This is a genomic window from Dactylosporangium sp. NPDC049525 (assembly GCF_040676755.1).
Taxonomy (GTDB): Bacteria; Actinomycetota; Actinomycetes; order Mycobacteriales; family Micromonosporaceae; genus Dactylosporangium.
The window spans coordinates 1-15,703 of the sequence record NZ_JBFAPO010000033.1; the positions used below are offsets into that span (position 1 = coordinate 1).

General features: G+C 71.9%; 16 protein-coding genes. 7 read left to right on the forward strand and 9 right to left on the reverse strand.

Annotated features, from left to right (window positions below):
- From AB0K00_RS35625 to AB0K00_RS35640, 4 genes are all read right to left on the reverse strand, one after another.
- On the reverse strand, window positions 1-650 hold a 650-nt coding region (locus tag AB0K00_RS35625; RefSeq protein WP_363529841.1), incomplete at its 3' end, for an extracellular solute-binding protein.
- A gap of 32 nt (window positions 651-682) precedes the next feature.
- On the reverse strand, window positions 683-1,501 hold the full coding sequence (locus tag AB0K00_RS35630; RefSeq protein ID WP_363529844.1) for a carbohydrate ABC transporter permease: 819 nt from the start codon (window positions 1,499-1,501) through the stop codon (window positions 683-685).
- On the reverse strand, window positions 1,498-2,364 hold the full coding sequence (locus AB0K00_RS35635; RefSeq protein ID WP_363529847.1) for a sugar ABC transporter permease: 867 nt from the start codon (window positions 2,362-2,364) through the stop codon (window positions 1,498-1,500). The genes AB0K00_RS35630 and AB0K00_RS35635 overlap by 4 nt, the downstream gene beginning before the upstream one ends.
- Window positions 2,361-3,164 (reverse strand): IclR family transcriptional regulator, encoded by an 804-nt coding sequence (locus AB0K00_RS35640; RefSeq protein WP_363529849.1) that lies wholly within the window; start codon window positions 3,162-3,164, stop codon window positions 2,361-2,363. The genes AB0K00_RS35635 and AB0K00_RS35640 overlap by 4 nt, the downstream gene beginning before the upstream one ends.
- 85 nt (window positions 3,165-3,249) lie before the next feature.
- Between AB0K00_RS35640 and AB0K00_RS35645 the strand changes: the two genes are divergently transcribed.
- The 5 genes from AB0K00_RS35645 (at window position 3,250) to AB0K00_RS35665 (ending at window position 8,441) form a co-directional block, all read left to right on the forward strand.
- Window positions 3,250-4,395: a mandelate racemase/muconate lactonizing enzyme family protein gene (locus AB0K00_RS35645; RefSeq protein WP_363529852.1), complete on the forward strand. Its 1,146-nt coding sequence runs from the start codon at window positions 3,250-3,252 to the stop codon at window positions 4,393-4,395.
- Entirely contained in the window at window positions 4,392-5,300 is a 909-nt protein-coding gene (locus AB0K00_RS35650) for a dihydrodipicolinate synthase family protein (RefSeq protein WP_363529855.1), read from the forward strand. The genes AB0K00_RS35645 and AB0K00_RS35650 overlap by 4 nt, the downstream gene beginning before the upstream one ends.
- Window positions 5,301-5,311: 11 nt before the next feature.
- Window positions 5,312-6,010 carry an SDR family oxidoreductase gene (locus tag AB0K00_RS35655; protein ID WP_363529858.1) on the forward strand — a complete coding sequence of 233 codons (699 nt, stop codon included), beginning with the start codon at window positions 5,312-5,314 and terminating at the stop codon, window positions 6,008-6,010.
- Window positions 6,007-6,972: a sugar kinase gene (locus tag AB0K00_RS35660; protein WP_363529861.1), complete on the forward strand. Its 966-nt coding sequence runs from the start codon at window positions 6,007-6,009 to the stop codon at window positions 6,970-6,972. Before AB0K00_RS35655 ends, AB0K00_RS35660 begins: the two co-directional genes overlap by 4 nt.
- A gap of 179 nt (window positions 6,973-7,151) precedes the next feature.
- On the forward strand, window positions 7,152-8,441 hold the full coding sequence (locus tag AB0K00_RS35665; RefSeq protein WP_363529864.1) for a methyl-accepting chemotaxis protein: 1,290 nt from the start codon (window positions 7,152-7,154) through the stop codon (window positions 8,439-8,441).
- A 16-nt stretch (window positions 8,442-8,457) separates the two neighbouring features.
- Here AB0K00_RS35665 and AB0K00_RS35670 read toward each other — a convergent pair whose 3' ends face one another.
- The 4 genes from AB0K00_RS35670 to AB0K00_RS35685 form a co-directional block, all read right to left on the reverse strand.
- Window positions 8,458-9,603, reverse strand: coding sequence for an MFS transporter (locus AB0K00_RS35670; RefSeq protein WP_363529867.1), 1,146 nt, complete (start codon window positions 9,601-9,603; stop codon window positions 8,458-8,460).
- 71 nt (window positions 9,604-9,674) lie between these two features.
- Window positions 9,675-10,493: a YhjD/YihY/BrkB family envelope integrity protein gene (locus tag AB0K00_RS35675; protein WP_363529870.1), complete on the reverse strand. Its 819-nt coding sequence runs from the start codon at window positions 10,491-10,493 to the stop codon at window positions 9,675-9,677.
- A gap of 27 nt (window positions 10,494-10,520) precedes the next feature.
- Window positions 10,521-12,488, reverse strand: coding sequence for an anthranilate synthase family protein (locus AB0K00_RS35680; RefSeq protein WP_363529873.1), 1,968 nt, complete (start codon window positions 12,486-12,488; stop codon window positions 10,521-10,523).
- Window positions 12,489-12,716: 228 nt separating this feature from the next.
- Window positions 12,717-13,691 (reverse strand): aldo/keto reductase, encoded by a 975-nt coding sequence (locus tag AB0K00_RS35685; protein WP_363529876.1) that lies wholly within the window; start codon window positions 13,689-13,691, stop codon window positions 12,717-12,719.
- Window positions 13,692-13,755: 64 nt separating this feature from the next.
- Here AB0K00_RS35685 and AB0K00_RS35690 point away from each other — a divergent pair, with 64 nt between their 5' ends.
- Window positions 13,756-14,175, forward strand: a complete 420-nt coding sequence (locus tag AB0K00_RS35690) for a MerR family transcriptional regulator (protein WP_363529879.1) — start codon at window positions 13,756-13,758, stop codon at window positions 14,173-14,175.
- Here the strand turns inward: AB0K00_RS35690 and AB0K00_RS35695 are convergent.
- Window positions 14,112-14,945 carry a hypothetical protein gene (locus tag AB0K00_RS35695; RefSeq protein WP_363529882.1) on the reverse strand — a complete coding sequence of 278 codons (834 nt, stop codon included), beginning with the start codon at window positions 14,943-14,945 and terminating at the stop codon, window positions 14,112-14,114. The genes AB0K00_RS35690 and AB0K00_RS35695 overlap by 64 nt on opposite strands.
- Before the next feature lie 204 nt (window positions 14,946-15,149).
- On the opposite strand from AB0K00_RS35695, the gene AB0K00_RS35700 reads away from it, so the two are divergent.
- Window positions 15,150-15,692 (forward strand): copper resistance CopC family protein, encoded by a 543-nt coding sequence (locus tag AB0K00_RS35700; protein ID WP_363529885.1) that lies wholly within the window; start codon window positions 15,150-15,152, stop codon window positions 15,690-15,692.
- The last annotated feature ends 11 nt before the right edge of the window (window positions 15,693-15,703 follow it).

Below are 15,703 nucleotides of genomic sequence, written 5' to 3' on the forward strand. Positions count from 1 at the left end.
TCCCACATCCACGGGATGATGTCTTTGAGCTGGTCGACTTTGGTCATGCCGGCCCAGGGCACGACGCCGCCGCCGAGGCCTTTGACGGCGGTGAGCGCGGCCTCGAACTCGGCGACGGTTTTGGGTGCGGTGGTGACGCCTGCTTTGGTGAGCAGTTCGGTGTTGCTGATCAGGCCGATCCCGGCGAACGTCCACGGCAGTCCGTACTGCACGCCGCCGGACTGTCCCAGGGCGAGGGCGGCGGGGGCGTAGTCCAGGCCGGTGGCGACGCTTTTGAGGTCGAGGAGTTTGCCGGTGGCGGCGAGGGTGGCCAGCCACGCCACGTCCAGCTGCACGGCGCCGGTCAACTGTCCACCCTGGACCTGCAGCAGCAGCTGGTTGAGGTAGTCGTTGTACGGATACGACGGGGTGCTGATCTTCGTGCCGGCGTTGGCGGCGGTGTACTTGTCGATCTGCGCCTGGATCGGTTCCTTGGTGACCGCTTCGTTGAACGACCAGGACGTGAGGGGGAATTCCTTGACGCCGTCGTCCTTGAGGCCTTCGGTGCCGGCGGGGGCGGGGGTGTTCGTCGTGGGGGCGCAGGCGGCGAGGGTCGTGCCGAGGGCGCTGAGGCCGAACAGGCCCAGCGCGGAGCGGCGGGTCAGAGACATGTGTGGCTCCAGGTGGAAGGGGTGTGGGGTGTTCAGCCCTTCACGGCGCCGGCGGTGAGGCCGGCGACGAGGTAGCGCTGCAGGATGGTGAAGCCGATGACGACGGGCAGGGACACGACCAGGGACGCGGCCATCAGGTCGGGCCAGGCGGTTTCGAACTCGCCGAGGAACGTGTTGACCAGCCCGGGTGGCAGGGTCTGCTTGTCCGGCCCGGCCAGGGTCAACGCGAAGATGAAGTCGTTCCAGCCGCGGATGAACGCGAACAACCCCGTGGCGACCAGACCCGGCAACGACACCGGCAGCAGGATGCGGTGGATGATCGCGCCCTGCCCCGCACCGTCGACCTTCGCCGCTTCGATGAGCTCGTCGGGGATGGTGTCGAAGAACCCTTTGAGCATCCACACGCACAGCGGCAGCGTGAACGTGGTGAACGACAGGATCAGCGCCAGATAAGAATTGATCAACCCGACCTGGGAGAACACCAGATACAGGGTGATCAGCAGCAGCGCCTGCGGGAACATCTGCGAGGCCAGCACCAGATACATCAGGGAACGACGGCCCCGGTACCGGAACTTCGCAAACGAATACCCCGTGTACGCCGCGACGATCACGGTGAGCACCGCGGTGATGGTGGACACGATCAGGCTGTTGGTCAGGTACCGCAGCAGCTTCGGGTTGTCGAAGATCGCGGTGAAATGCTCGAACGTGATCCGGTCGGGGATGAAGTGCGGCGGGAACCGGAACACGTCATGCGTCGGGGTGAGCGCGGTGACCAGGACCCAGTAGACGGGGCCGAACGCGAAGATGCCGATGAGCGCGACGGTGGTGGCGGGGGCGAACAACCGTCTCATGCCGGCTCACCACGCTCGGAGACCCGCACGTACACCACGACCAGGACCAGGATCAGCACCAGCCACAACGCACCCAACGCGCTGGCCTGACCCAGATCGAACGCCTTGAACGCAGTGTCATACACCGCCACCGCGAACGTGGTGGTGGAACCGGCCGGGCCACCACCGGTCAGCACGTAGATCATGTCGAAGTGCTGCACATTCCAGATCACCTCAAGCAGCACGACGATGCCGAGGATCCCGCGCAGGTGCGGCAGGGTCACGTGCCAGAACCGGTTCACCGCACCCGCACCGTCCAGCGCGGCGGCCTCGTGCAGAGCGTGCGGCACGGTCTGCAGACCGGCCAGCAGCATCACCATGATCCACGGGAAACTCGCCCAGCTCTTCGCCACGATGATCGCCGCCATCGCAGTGCCGGGACTGCCGAGCCACACCACCGGCTCGTCGACCAGGTGCAGTTGGACGAGCAGACCGTTGAGCAACCCGTAGTTCGCGTTGAAAATCCACAACCAGACGAACGAGACCACGACACCGGGGATCACCCACGGCATCAGGAACAGGCCGCGCAGCACCGCCCGACCACGCAACCTCGTGTTCAGCGCCAGAGCGAGCGCGAACCCGATGATGACCGGCACGACGGTGGAGCCGACGGTGAACACGACCGTGTGCTCCAGGACCGGCCAGAAGTTCTGGTCCAGCACCGCCTTGAAATTGTCCAGCCCGGCGAACGAGCGGCCGGGCAGGACCAGACTCTGGTTGAACAGGCTCGTGGACAGCGACCCGACCAGCGGATACAGCACGACCGCGCCGAGCAGCGCGAGCGCCGGCAAGGTCAGCAGGAACCCGAAGGTGCGGTCCTTCACAGCGACACCGCACTGGGGTGGTGGGCCGGTCCGACGTAGCCGAGGCCGATGCTGATCGAGTCGGCGGCCTCGATGACGATGCGTGACAGTGCGACCTCCCGGCTCTGCAAGTCGATTGCGGACAGCGGGCCGGAGACCGACAGCGCGGCGACGACACTGCCGGCGCCGTCGCGGATCGGGGCGGCGACGCAGGCCCGGCCGAGCGCCAGCTCCTCCAGCTCGGCGCCGTAGCCCCGGGCGGCGGTCAGCTCGAGCTCGGCGTCGAGCTTCTCGTGCGTGGTGATGGTGCGTGGGGTGTAGGCCACCAGGGCGCTGGCCGGCAGCAGCCCCCGCCGCTCGATCGGCGTCAGGCCGGTCAGCAGCGACTTGCCCAGGCCGGTGGCATGCAGCGGGTTACGCTGCCCGGCGAGGACGAACGCCCGCGGCGCCTGCCGGCCCTCGAAGTTGAGCAGGTAGAAGAGGCTGGCGTCGCGGCGGACCGCGACGTTGACGCCGAGCCCGAGGTCGGCCGCCAGGTTCTGGGCGATCTGCCGCGCCTCGCGGTGCACGGGGTGGCTGTTGAGCACGGCGCCGCCGAGACTGACCGTGTCCAGGCCGAGCCGGTAGAGCCCGCTGACCGGGTCACGGTCGACGAAGCCGGCCGCCTCCAGGGTTGCGAGCAGGCGCGACGCGGTGGAGAGTCCAAGGTCTGCGAGCTTGGCGACGTCGGAGACGCGCAGCTCGGAGCGGCCGGCCGTGAAGACCCGCAGCACCGTCAGCGCCCGCTCGACGCTCTGATTGCTTCCGACATCCGAAGCCATCGGGGCCCTCTCTGGAAGTTACTTGCGTGATACGGCAAGATATCCCGCATGCTGCAAGTGGTCAACCACAGAGCGGGGGTGCCTCATGAAGATCGTTGACGTGACGACGTTTCCGCTGAAACTGCGCGGCGACGACGTCTATCTGGGCGCCGCCACCCGGGATAATCCTGAAAAATCGGACTATTACACTCGGCCGCCGTGGCGCAGCCTGTACTCGGACCGTTACGAAACGCTCCTGGTCAGGATCACGTGCGACGACGGCACGGAGGGCTGGGGCGAGGCACTCGCACCCGTCGGGCCGGAGATCGTGCAGGCGATCGTCGACCGGCTGCTGACGCCCGCCCTGCTGAAACAGGACCCGCGCAGGGTCCGGCCGATGTGGACCAGGCTCACCGGGCTCATGCGGGAGCGCGGGCATCTCGTCGGTCACCAGGCCGATGCCCTCGCCGCCGTGGACATCGCGCTGTGGGACCTCGCGGGGAAGGCGGCCGGGCTGCCCGTGCACGCGCTGCTCGGCGGGGCGTACCGCGACACCGTCCCCACCTACGTCTCCGGCCTGCCGGTCGCCACCGATGCCGAGCGGACGGCGCTCGCCCGCAACTGGATTGCACAGGGTGCAACCTCGGTGAAGCTGCACCTCGGCCGTGGGGTGGAGGAGGACCTCGCCACCTTCGACGCGGTCGCCGCGACCGGGATGCGGGTCGCCGTCGACGCGCACTGGGCCTACGACCTCGCCGGCGCGCTGCGCCTCGGCAAGGCGCTCGATGCTCGCGGCGCCTGGTTCCTGGAGGCGCCCCTCGCGCCCGAGGACGTCGACGGCCACCGCGAGCTCGCCGCCGCGCTCGTCACCCCGGTCGCGGTCGGCGAGACGCTGCGCAGCCGGTTCGAGTTCAAGCTGTGGCTGCAAGAGCGGGCCCTGGACCTCGCCCAGCCTGACGTCGGCCGCACCGGCATCACCGAGGCCATGGCCATCGCCGAGATCGCGTCCGTGCATCACGTGCCGGTGGCGCCGCACCATTCCGTCGGGCTCGGCGTCGTGCTCGCCGCCGGGATCCACGTCGCCGCCGCGATCGAGGCGATGCCGGTCTTCGAGTTCCAGCCCGGCCCGTTCCCCGTCGCCAACCGCATCCTCACCCGGCCGCTGACCGGCGGACCGGGGTCGTTCCACGTGCCGACCGCGCCGGGCCTCGGCGTCGACGTCGACATCACCGCCCTTCTGGAGGACCAGTGAGCCGCTCCGCCGACGTGCGCGGGCTGATCCCCGTGCTCGCCACCCCGTTCCACCCCGACGGCTCACTGGACACCGGCAGCCTGCGGCGGCTCGTCGAGTTCTCCGTGCGCGCCGGCGTCGACGGGGTCGCCGTGTTCGGCTTCGCCAGCGAGGGTTTCACGCTCACGGTGCCGGAGCGCGCGTCGATCCTCGCGGTGGTCCGCGAGGCGCTCGGCCCCACCCTGCCGATCGTCGCCGGGGTGTCGGCGACCGGCACCGGCGACGCGATCGACCAGTGCCGCGCCGCGGCCGACGCCGGCGCGAGCGTGGCCATGCTCATCCCGCCGTTCATGGTGAAGCCCTCCCCCGCGCAGATCGTCGACTTCTACGGCACCGTCGCGGCGGCCGGCGGGCTGTCGGTCATGGTGCAGGACGCGCCGGCCTCGACCGGCGTCAACCTACCCGTGCCGCTCATCGTCGAGCTGTCCAAGTTGGACGGTGTCGACTCGGTGAAGGTCGAGACCCAGCCGACCGCCCCGAAGGTCGGCGCGGTCATCGAGGCGACGGCCGCCGACTTCCTCGTCCTCGGCGGGCAGAACGCGCTGTTCGTCCTGGAGGAGTACGCCCGTGGCGCCGTCGGCACCATGCCCGCAAGTGAGTTCCCGGACCTGCTCGCTCCTGTCCTCCGTGCGTACCAGGCGGGGTCGGTCGCCGAGGCGAGGGCGGGGTTCAACCGGCTGCTGCCACTGATCCGCTTCGGGCTGCAGCCCGGCATCGCATGGTCGATCCACAAGCACGTGCTGCACCGGCGGGGCGTCATCGCGTCCACCACGGTCCGCGCACCCGCCGTCGACGCCGACCCGGCGACCCTTGCCGCGCTGGCCCTGATCCTGGACGACCTCGACCTCGAGGGCTCCGGGCGGTGAGGGGTGTCCTCGTGCTCGGGGCGACCTCGCCGATCGGGCTCGCGATCGGCCGGGCCTTCGCCGGCGACCGGGTCGCGGGTGCCGCCCTGGACACCACCGGCGATCCCGCGTTCGAGGCGAGCTGGGCGGTCGACTGCTCCACCAGCTCCGGCGCCGCCACGGTGGTGCGCCGCGCCGTGGACCTGTTCGGCCGGCTCGACGTGCTCGTCCTCGCCGCCGCGGTGATGCCGGTGGCGCCGGCCGAGACCCAGACCGACGACGAGTGGCGCGCCGCGATCGACGTGACCCTCTCCGGTGCCTTCTACGCCTGCCGGGCGGCGCTGCCGCACCTGCCTTCCGGCGGCAGCATCGTGGCGGTCACCTCCGTCAACAGCTTCCTGGCCGCGCCGGGTCTGCCCTCGTACGCCGCGGCGAAGGCGGGCCTGGACGGCCTGGTCCGCCAGCTCGCGCTCGAATACGGTCCGCGTGGCATCCGGGTCAACGCCGTCGCGCCCGGCATGATCGGCGGCGAGCACCTGCCCGACGTCGCGGAGGGGTATCCGCTGCGCCGGGTCGGCCGCCCGGAGGAGGTCGCGGCGGCGGTCGCGTTCCTGGCCTCCCCCGGTGCCGGTTTCATCACTGGCGCCTGCCTCCCCGTCGACGGCGGCCTGTCGATCGCCTCACCGGCCGCGTTCCTCCGCCCGGACCTGCGCGCCCGGTGGCTGTCGTGACCACACCGACCGCCGGATCGGCCGCCGGATCGGCCGGGAGCGGGCTGATCGTCGGGCTCGGTGAGGCGATGGTGCTGTTCCAGCCCGCCGACCTCCTTCCGTTGGAGGAGTGCCGGGCGGCGTCGGTGCACGTGGCGGGCGCCGAACTGAACCTCCTCGCGGCGGCGGGGCGGGCAGGTGCGCGGACGGCGTTCTGCAGCCGGGTCGGCGACGACCCGTTCGGGCGGCGGGTCGTCGCGGCCGCCGCCGGGCTCGGGGTCGGGACCGGCCTGGTCACCGTCGACGACACCCGGCCGACGGGCGTGTTTGTCAAGGACGTGCAGGCCGACGGCGCCCGGCGGGTGCACTACTACCGGGCCGGCTCGGCCGCGTCCGTCCTCGACGAGGCCGACGCGGACCGGGCCCTGGCCGCCGGGCCCGACCTGGTCGCGGTGTCCGGGCTGACCGCCGCGCTCGGCGCGGGCCCGCGGCGGGCGGTGCTGCGGCTGGCCCGCGAGGCGCATGCCCGTGGCATCCCGGTCGCCGTCGACCCGAACCTGCGGCCCGGGCTCGACGGCGTGGTCAGTGCTGTGACGGAGTTGCTGCCGTGGACGACGTACCTCCTCCTCGGGATGGACGAGGCGGTGCCGCTCTTCGGCACGGATGACCCCGCGACGGTCTTCCCGCAGGCCAAGGCCGCCGGCGTGGGCGAGGTGGTGTTGAAAGCCGGTGCCGGCGGCTGCTGGCACGAGGGTGACCCGCCGGCCCACCTGCCGTCCGTGGCGGTGCGGGCGGTTGACCCGGTCGGCGCCGGGGACGCGTTCGCGGGCGCATATCTCGCCGCCCGCCTCCGCGGGATCGGGCCGCGGGGCGCGGCGTGGCTCGGCACCCGGTTCGCGGCGGGGGTGGTCGCAACGGCCGGGGACACCGACGGCCTGCCGTCTCCTACCGAGGTGGTAGCACTCCTGGCGGAGGCCCCCTGACAGAGTGCGACACCCGGCGGCCGTAGCACTCCCGGCAGAAGCGCCCTGACAGAGTGCGGCACCCGGCAACCGATGTCCCTCCCGCGAACACCCTTCAGTCGGCCACCTGGCGGCCGATGAGCGGTTGGGTCCTCCTGCAGGTCCCGGGGTCAACCGTCCAGAGGGAGCGTCGAAACGTCATGCCCGGAGTCCTCGCCTGGCTCATGCCGAAGGTCCGGCTCAGCGACGCGGCCTTCCAGTCCAGACACCGGGCGCTGCGGCTGCTGCTGATGCTGCATGTGCCGCTCCTCGTCGTCATCAGCGTGCTCAACGGGCACTCGATCGTCGGCGAGCACACGCACGGCGGTGCCTGGCTCGTCTGGTCGGCCAACGCCGGCGTGCTGATCTGCGCCGTCGCCGGCAACATCGCCCGCAGCCGGCGCGGCGCCGCGATCGCCGTGTCGACGGGGCTGGTCCTGGCCGCGGCCGCGCTCGTGCACGCCGGCAACGGCCTCACCGACCTGCACTTCCATTTCTTCGTCGTGGTGGGGTTGGTCAGCCTGTACCAGGACTGGGTGGCCCTGTTCGTCACCGTCCTGCTGGTCGGCGCGCACCACCTCCTCGTCGCGATAGCGATGCCGGACATGTTGTTCAGCAGCCCGCAGGCCCGGGACCACCCGATCCTGTTCGTGCTCATGCACGCCGGGTTCGTCGTCGCGATGTGCCTGACGCAGCTGACGTACTGGCGATTCGCCGCCAACGCCGAGGCCGAGGTCGACGCGGACCGCGCCAGGGTCGCGGCGCAGAACCAGACGGCGCTGCGGGCCGCTGCCGACGACGCCACCCTGCGCGAGGAGGCCGCCGCGAGCAACGCCGCGGAGCAGGTCGCGCACAGCGAACGCCTCGGCCGGCGGCTGGAGACGGTGCTGGCCGACGTCGCCGACGCGGGGGTGCAGCTGGGTGCCGAGGCCGGCGCGGCGATGGAGTCGTTCGAACGGAAGCTGGCCGGGATGACGGGCGCGGTCCGTGACGCCGTCTCGGACGTCGAGGCGGCGCTCAGCGACTCCAACCACGCGCGGACCGTCATCGGTGAGCTCGAGACCGCCATCGCCGACATCGCCACCGTCGCGGGTCTCATCCAGGCGGTCGCGGACCAGACGAAGCTGCTCGCACTCAACGCGACGATCGAGGCGGCCCGGGCGGGTGAGGCCGGGAAGGGCTTCGGCGTGGTCGCCAACGAGGTCAAGGATCTCGCGGCGCAGACCGCCGCCGCGACGGGCCGCATCGAGACGACCGTCGGTCAGGTCACCGCGGGTGCGGCGGCGGCGGCGAACGCGGTCGGTGGGGTCGCGGACCGGCTCAGCTCGGTTGCGGCCGCCCAGCGCGAGGTCGAGGCGTCGCTGCACGAGCAGACCAGTCTCGCCGCCACGACCCGCGGCTCGGTGGCGGCAGCGGCGGAGAAGGTCAGCGCCACCGCCCACCAGCCCTGACCGGCACCGCCCCGGATCAGCCAGGTGCGGGTGCGGGCACCTCGGCGGCCGGAACCGGAGCCGACGTGCGGAACGCCGGTGCCAGGGCGACGATCCCCGCCGCCAGCACCGCCGGCACCACGAACGCCAACCGCAGCGTCGCGCTCTCCGCCACCGCGCCGATGAGGCCGGCGCCGACCACGAACCCGACGTAGTTGAACAGGTTGACGCGGGCGATCGCGACCCCCGTGCCGGCCGGGTCGAGGCGGCCCGCGGCGGAGAACGACTGCGGGACGACCAGGGACAGGCCGATGCCGACGACGGCGAACCCGGCGATGCCCATCGCCGCGTTCTGGGACGCGGCGACCAGGCCGAGGCCGAGGCCGCCGACAACGCCCCCGACGGCGACGACACCGACGGGGCCGAAGCGGCGCACGACGACGTCGCCGGCGGTGCGGCCGATGAGCATCATCGCCTGGTACGCGGCGAGGCCGAGCGCGGCGACGCTGGTGCTCGCGGCGAAGGCGTGGTCGAGGAAGACGGTGCTCCAGTTGGAGACCGCGGAGTCGGCGATGAACATGAGCATCATCGCGACGCCGATCAGGATGACGGGGCGCCACGGGATCGCGGTGGCGGCGCCCGGCGGCACGTCGGCGACCTCCTCGGCGCGGCGCAGCTGCCAGGGGCCGGCGGCGAGGGCGAGGACCGCGCCGAGGACCGCGACCGAGCCGAGCGACGCGGCGATCGACCAGTCCAGCCGGGACGTGCCGGCGGTGGCGAGGGCGCCGAGGATCGCGCCGACGCTCCACACGGCGTGGAAGGAGTTGAGGACGGGCCGGCCGTAGCGGCGCTCGACGCTGACGCCCTGCATGTTCATCGTGGCGTCGACGACACCGAGCATGAGGCCGACGAAGGCGAGGGCGAGGTACAGCTGCCACGCCTGCGCGGCGAGGCCGACCGCGGTGATGGCGAGCGCGACGCCCGGGCCACCCGCGCGCAGGACCGGTGAGCTGCCGAAACGGGTGGACAGCAGGCCGGCGACGACGCTGCCGACGCCGGCGACGACCGGGACCGCGAGCAGGACGAGGGAGAGCTCGCCGTCGGAGAAGCCGAACTTCTCCTGCAGGACGCCGACCTGGGTCAGCAGGGCGGCGAAGCAGAAGCCCTGGACGAGATACGCCACGGCGACGCTGAGTCTTGCCCGGCGGTCCCGCATCAAGGCCCCCAATAGTGAGAATTCTTCGGAAGCATCGTTCACGAACCTGCGGAGCGCAAGGCCCACCATCGGCTCGCCTGGAGGGTCGCACCGTAACCGATGAGCGTCACCAGGTGGAACAGGTACAACCACAGGAGGACGGCGACGATCGTGCCGACCGCGTCCAGGCCGCCGAAGGGCGCGCCGAGGTCCAGCGGCAGCGACCAGAACAGCACGCACCCGTGCGCGAAGCCGGACAGGTTCGCCGCGGTGAACGAGCCGACCACGACGGTCGGACCCCATCCCGGGGTGGCCGGGGCGCACCACCGGTACACCATGACGAACACCGGGCTGAGGACCAGCCACGTGGCCAGGAACGACACGACCACCGCGCCGACGCTCGACCAGCCGCCGTCCTGCAAGCGATGTGCGGCGCCGGGCAGCACGAGGAGGAGGCCGAGCAGGAGCACCGGCGCGGCGGCGAGGACGGGCAGGATCAGCAGCCGCCCCCGCCAGCCGCCGACGGGACCCGGGTCCTGGCCGGTGGCGGCGAGGGAGACGAAGGCGCGGCGCAGGCCCTCGCCGTACCAGGTGGCGGGGAACAGCGCGACCAGGGTCAGCGGCCACGACATGCCGAGCCCCGCGTCGAACAGCAGTGCTACCGCCCGGTCCGCGCCGAGACGGTCCGGCATCGCCGCGATCACCGGGCCGGCCAGGTCATGGATCCGGCCGGCACCGGCGATCAGCCCGGCGAGCTTGACGGTGAGCAGCGCGACGGGCACCACGGCGACCGCCCCGTAGAACGTGACCGCACCGGCGTGCAGGTTGAGGTCCCGGCCGTGGAAGAAGCGCAGGACGACCTGCACCAGACGTATCACGACCGCACGGGTACCCCGCACCACCCGCTACGACACGGCGGCCGGCAGCAGCGTGGTGAGCAGCGAGCGCAGCAGGTCGATGCCGTCGTAGCTGAGCACGGACTCGGGGTGGAACTGCACCCCGGCGAACGTGGGCCCGCGCAGCGCGTGCACGTCGCCGTTGGCCGGGTCGCGGGACAGCTCGACCGGGCCGTACGCGCTGTCGAAACGGTCGTGCGGGTGCGTGGCGGTGAAGGTGGAGTAGAAGCCGACGGTCGCCGGCCGGCCGAAGAACACGATGTCGCGCTGCATGCCCTGATACGGGTTGGCCTTGCGCCGCAGCGGCAGCCCGAGCAGCCCGGACAGCAGCTGGTGGCCCAGGCACACGGCGAGCGTGGGCGTGCCCGCCGCCAGCAGCCGCGAGGCGATCTCCCGCATCGCCGCCATCTTCGGGTCCTCGACCCGCCGGGGGTCGCCGGGGCCGGGGCCGAGCACGACGAGGTCGAAGCCGTCCAAGGCCGGGGAGGCCGAGTACTTCTGGAGGGTGACGTCCAAGCCCAGGACCCGCAACTGGTGATGCAGCATGCCGGTGAACGTGTCCTCTGCGTCGACGATGAGGACCCGCCGGCCGGCGAGCTCGGGGTTCGCCAGGGCGCGGGTGTGGTGGTCCTGCAGCCAGAACGGCGCGAGCGTGGCGTTGCGCGCGACGAGGGCCGCCTGCACCGCCGGGTCCGCGGCGAGCGGCGCGACCGGCGGTGCCGCGGCGGCCGGGCCGGTGCCCAGGCCCAGCGCGGCGAGCACCCCGGCGGCCTTGGTGTGCGTCTCGGCGACCTCCCCCGCCGGCGTCGAGTGCCGCACCAGCGTCGCCCCGACCGGCACCCGCAACCGCCCGCCCCGCCGGCCGCCCTGCAGACCGCCCTGCCGGCCGCCCTGCAGACCGCCCTGCCGGCCGTCCTGCCGGCCGTCCTGCCGGCCGTCCTGCCGGCCGTCGTGCGAGACGTCGTGCGAGACGTCGTGCGAGACGTCGTGCGAGATGTCAGCGGTGCGGATGAGGATCGGCGCATCGAGGGTCTGCCGGCCCAGGGAGTCCCGGCCGATGAGGGCGAGCACGGCGCCGTAGTAGCCACGGCCGCGCCGCTCGTGGCGGGCCACGACCCGGCACGCATTCTCGATCGGGCTGCCGACGACGGTCGGCGCGAACATCGTCTCCCGCAGCACGTCCCGCACGTCCAGTGCGCTGCGACCGGCCAGGAGGTACTCCGTGTGGACGAGGTGCGCCATCTCCTTCAGGTACGGGCCGACGACCTGCCCGCCCTCGGTCGCGACGGTCGCCATCATCTTGAGCTCCTCGTCCAGGACCATGGACAGCTCGTCGATCTCCTTGCGGTCGGCCAGGAACCGCAGCACGGCGTCCTTGTCCGGCACGCCGCCCGGGTGCCGGAACGTGCCGCTGATCGGGTTCATCATCACCAGGCCGTCCTCGACGCTGACGTGCCGCTCGGGGGTGGCGCCGACGAGGGTGCGGTCCCCGGTGTGCACGACGAACGTCCAGTACGCGCCCCGCTCCCGCTCGAGCAGCCGCCGGAACACGGCGAGGGCCGCGGCGATCGGGTCGCCGTCGACGTCTGCCTCGAACACCCGGTGGATGACGAAGTTGGACCCCTCACCGCGGCCGATCTCGTCGCGGAGCACGTCGGCGACGATCGTCGCGTAGTCGTCGTCGGACACGTCGAACGCGCCACCCCGCAGCGCCACCGGAGAAGAAGGCAAGGCAGCGATGAAGGCGGCGACGGGACACAGCGCACGCGAGGCGATGCGCAGCACCGACAGCGGCGTGCCATCGTCGACGCAGTCGAACCCGCGCTCGCGGACCTGCCGGAACGGCACCAGCGACAGCGACTCGTCGGGAATGTCGGCGAGCGAGGCGACGGTGACGACGGTGCCGGTGAGCACCTCGACGACGTCGCGGCCCTCGCGGCGCAGCAGGGCGAACGGGCGGTTCAGGTCGGGCAGCATCTCGGGTCGTCCCTCTCAGGTCTGGCCGCCCGTCCGTGCGGCCGGCCCCTGCGAGGAGGGAACGAAAAAGCGACCGCCGGAAAGGGCGGCCGCGGATGTGGGTGTCACGCGGAGGTGGGCCGCCTCGTCAGGCGGGCCACCAGCAACTGTTCAGGAGCGCGGACACGCCGACCACGATACGGCGTGTCCCCGGGCCGCGCCAGCACGACCCGGGAACCAAAACCGACCTCAGCGGTTCAGCGACCCCATCGTCTCCGTCGCGTACCGGGTACCGGCGACGTCGCTGCCGATGGCGAGCTTCTCGATCGCGGCCAGCTCGTCGGCCGTGAGCACGACGTCCACGGCGGCCACGTTCTGCTCCAGGTACGCCCGCCGCTTGGTGCCCGGGATCGGCACGATGTCCTCGCCCTGTGCGAGCACCCAGGCGAGGGCCAGCTGCGCGGGCGTGACGCCCTTCGCGGCGGCGAGGGACCGGACCTCGGCGACCAGGTCGAGGTTGCGCTGGAAGTTCGCGCCCTGGAAGCGGGGGTTGGAGCGGCGGAAGTCCGACGGGTCGAACTGCGACGGGTCGGTGATCTCGCCGGAGAGGAAGCCGCGGCCGAGCGGGCTGTAGGCGACCAGGCCGATGCCGAGCTCGCGGAACGTCGCCAGGATCCCGTCCTCCGGGTCGCGGGTCCACAGCGAGTACTCGTACTGCCCGGCGGTCACCGGGTGCACGGCGTGCGCGCGGCGCACCGTCTCGACGGAGGCCTCGGAGATGCCGAGGTGGCGGACCTTGCCCGCGGCCACGGCCTCGCCGAGCGCGCCCCAGGTGTCCTCGATCGGCACCCGGTCGTCGACGCGGTGCTGGTAGTACAGATCGATGTGCTCGACGCCGAGCCGCTGCAGGGACGCGTCGAGGGCGGCGCGCACGTAGTCGGGGTGGCCATCGATGCTGCGGACGCCGCCGTCGCGCCGGATGCCGAACTTCGTCGCGAGGGTCACCTCGTCGCGGCGGCCGGCGATGGCGCGGCCGACGAGCTGCTCGTTGGTGAACGGGCCGTACATGTCGGCGGTGTCCAGGAAGGTCACGCCGAGGTCGAGGGCGCGGTGGATGGTGGCGATGGACTCGGCGTCGTCACCCGGGCCGTAGAACTCGCTCATGCCCATGCAGCCGAGGCCGAGCGCCGACGTCGTCAGAGTGCCAAGAGTTCGCTGTCGCATACCTCCACGGTGCCCCTTCGAGCGCACTCGAAGTCAAATGCGAGCAGTCAAATAGGCTGGGTACATGGAGTTCACCATCGCCGAGGTGGCCGAGCAGACCGGGCTGACCGCGCACACCCTGCGGTATTACGAGCGGGCCGGGCTGCTGGACCCGCCCGAACGGGACTGGAACGGACACCGCCGCTACTCCGAGCGCGACGTCAGCGTGCTCCGGCTGCTGACCCGGCTGCGGGCGACCGGCATGCCGATCGCCGAGATGCGCCGCTACGCGGAGCTGTGCCGGGTCGGACCGGCGACGTTCGACGAGCGCCGCGGCCTCCTCGAGCACCACCGCCGGCAGGTCCAGGAGAAGATCGCCGAGCTGCAGGGCGACCTGGCGCTCATCGAGCACAAGATCGGGGTGTACGCCGAGGCCGCGGCTCAGGCCGAGGAGGTGCCGGCGGCCATGGTGGGTCTGGCGGCGCCGGATCTCGCCAGGCCGTAGAGGCAGACCAGCGCGGCGAGGACGAGCGGGACGCCGTCGCGGATGACCCCGTCGGCGCCGAGCAGCAGCCAGCACAGCACCGGCTGCACCAGCAGCACGAAGACGCTGATCATGGCGAGCAGGACGCGGGCCCAGGTGTGCCCGAACATCATCGCGAAGCTGATCAGCGACGCCACGAAGGCGACCGCGATGCCGAGCACGAACCACGAGATGACCAGCGGCACCGCCGTCGAGCGGGGCAGGCGCGGCTCGCCCCACAGCGTGCCGGCGGCGACCAGGCACGGCACCGTCAGCAGCGCGGAGTAGGACAGCGCCGCCACCCGCGCGGTCAGCGCCCACGCCGGGATCGGCCGCCTCGGCGGGCGGCGGGTCAGGTGCTCGGCGATCGCCGGCGAGCGGAACAGCTGCCACACCACCACGGCGCACAGCGTCAGGATGACGGCGAGCGCCGCCAGCACCGGCCACGGCGGCAGAAACCCGTCCTTGCGGGGCTGCGCCAGGCGGGCCGAGGCGAACACGGTGGTGACCGCGAGAATCAGCCCGAACGGCCGCGCGGTGAGCCGCCCCCAGCGGATCTCCCGCATCAGGAACAGGAATCCGACTGCGCGCAGCATCGCCCAGAAGGTCCGCACCGCGAGACCGAATCCTCCCTCTTCGGAGTACTCCAGGTTGACGAGGTCCGCGACCAGGGTCAGCACGGCGGTGAGCAGCACGATGCGCCGCAGCCGCCGGCTCGCCGGAGTCGACGCCGGAGGCCGTTTGATTTGCACCAGTTCACGCCAACTGCCCTGCATGAAACGGCACGCTAACACCGTCGACCACACATCGCTGACGTCAATGCACTATCGTTTCCGCCCATGACCGGGCGATTTGTTGGTGTGGTCAGGCGAAGTCGGGTGCTCGCCGCGATAATTGTCGGAATTCTCGGCATACTGCCGTTTCCGGCAATTGCCACCGCATATGCACCGCGTCTCATGCTTGCGAGCAGCACGCCGGGCGCGGAGACCCGGGTCGGGCACCTGCCGCAGGAGCTCCAGCTGGTGTTCAACGACAAGATCTTCGACGCCCAGGTCACCCTGACCGGCCCCGACAACGCCACGGTCGCCCTCGGCGGTGCCACCGTGCGCAACGAGACGGCCCGCATCGCCCTCGGCGTGCCCGACGGCGCCCCGGGCAGCTACACGGTGTCCTACACCGCCTCCGGCGCGAACGGCATGTCGGGCAACGGCAGCTTCTCCTTCACCGTGACCACGGGCGTGAAGACCAGCACGTCCGCGAAGCCGGGCCGGACCCCGACGTCCCCGCCCGCCACCCAGGCGCCGGCGACCAGCGCCGCGGCCGCGCCCGCCGACTTCGTCACGAGCAACGCCCAGCCGCCCGTCGCCGAGGCCCCCGCGACCGCGGGTCGCCCGGCCTGGTGGACGTATGCAGCCGTGCTGCTGGTGGTGGCATGTGTGCTGGTGGTGTTCCTCGGGTTCAGCCGGCGCCGGATCCGACCTGGCAACCCGGCGAAGTAGGGCAGATCCGG

Bases quoted from the DNA above. Each gene is read 5' to 3' on its own strand.
- AB0K00_RS35680 (WP_363529873.1), bottom strand. From the start codon at position 12,488: ATGCTGCCCGACCTGAACCGCCCGTTCGCCCTGCTGCGCCGCGAGGGC.
- AB0K00_RS35665 (WP_363529864.1), top strand. From the start codon at position 7,152: ATGCCCGGAGTCCTCGCCTGGCTCATGCCGAAGGTCCGGCTCAGCGAC.
- AB0K00_RS35640 (WP_363529849.1), bottom strand. From the start codon at position 3,164: ATGGCTTCGGATGTCGGAAGCAATCAGAGCGTCGAGCGGGCGCTGACG.
- AB0K00_RS35700 (WP_363529885.1), top strand. From the start codon at position 15,150: ATGCTTGCGAGCAGCACGCCGGGCGCGGAGACCCGGGTCGGGCACCTG.
- AB0K00_RS35685 (WP_363529876.1), bottom strand. From the start codon at position 13,691: ATGCGACAGCGAACTCTTGGCACTCTGACGACGTCGGCGCTCGGCCTC.
- AB0K00_RS35690 (WP_363529879.1), top strand. From the start codon at position 13,756: ATGGAGTTCACCATCGCCGAGGTGGCCGAGCAGACCGGGCTGACCGCG.
- AB0K00_RS35630 (WP_363529844.1), bottom strand. From the start codon at position 1,501: ATGAGACGGTTGTTCGCCCCCGCCACCACCGTCGCGCTCATCGGCATC.
- AB0K00_RS35645 (WP_363529852.1), top strand. From the start codon at position 3,250: ATGAAGATCGTTGACGTGACGACGTTTCCGCTGAAACTGCGCGGCGAC.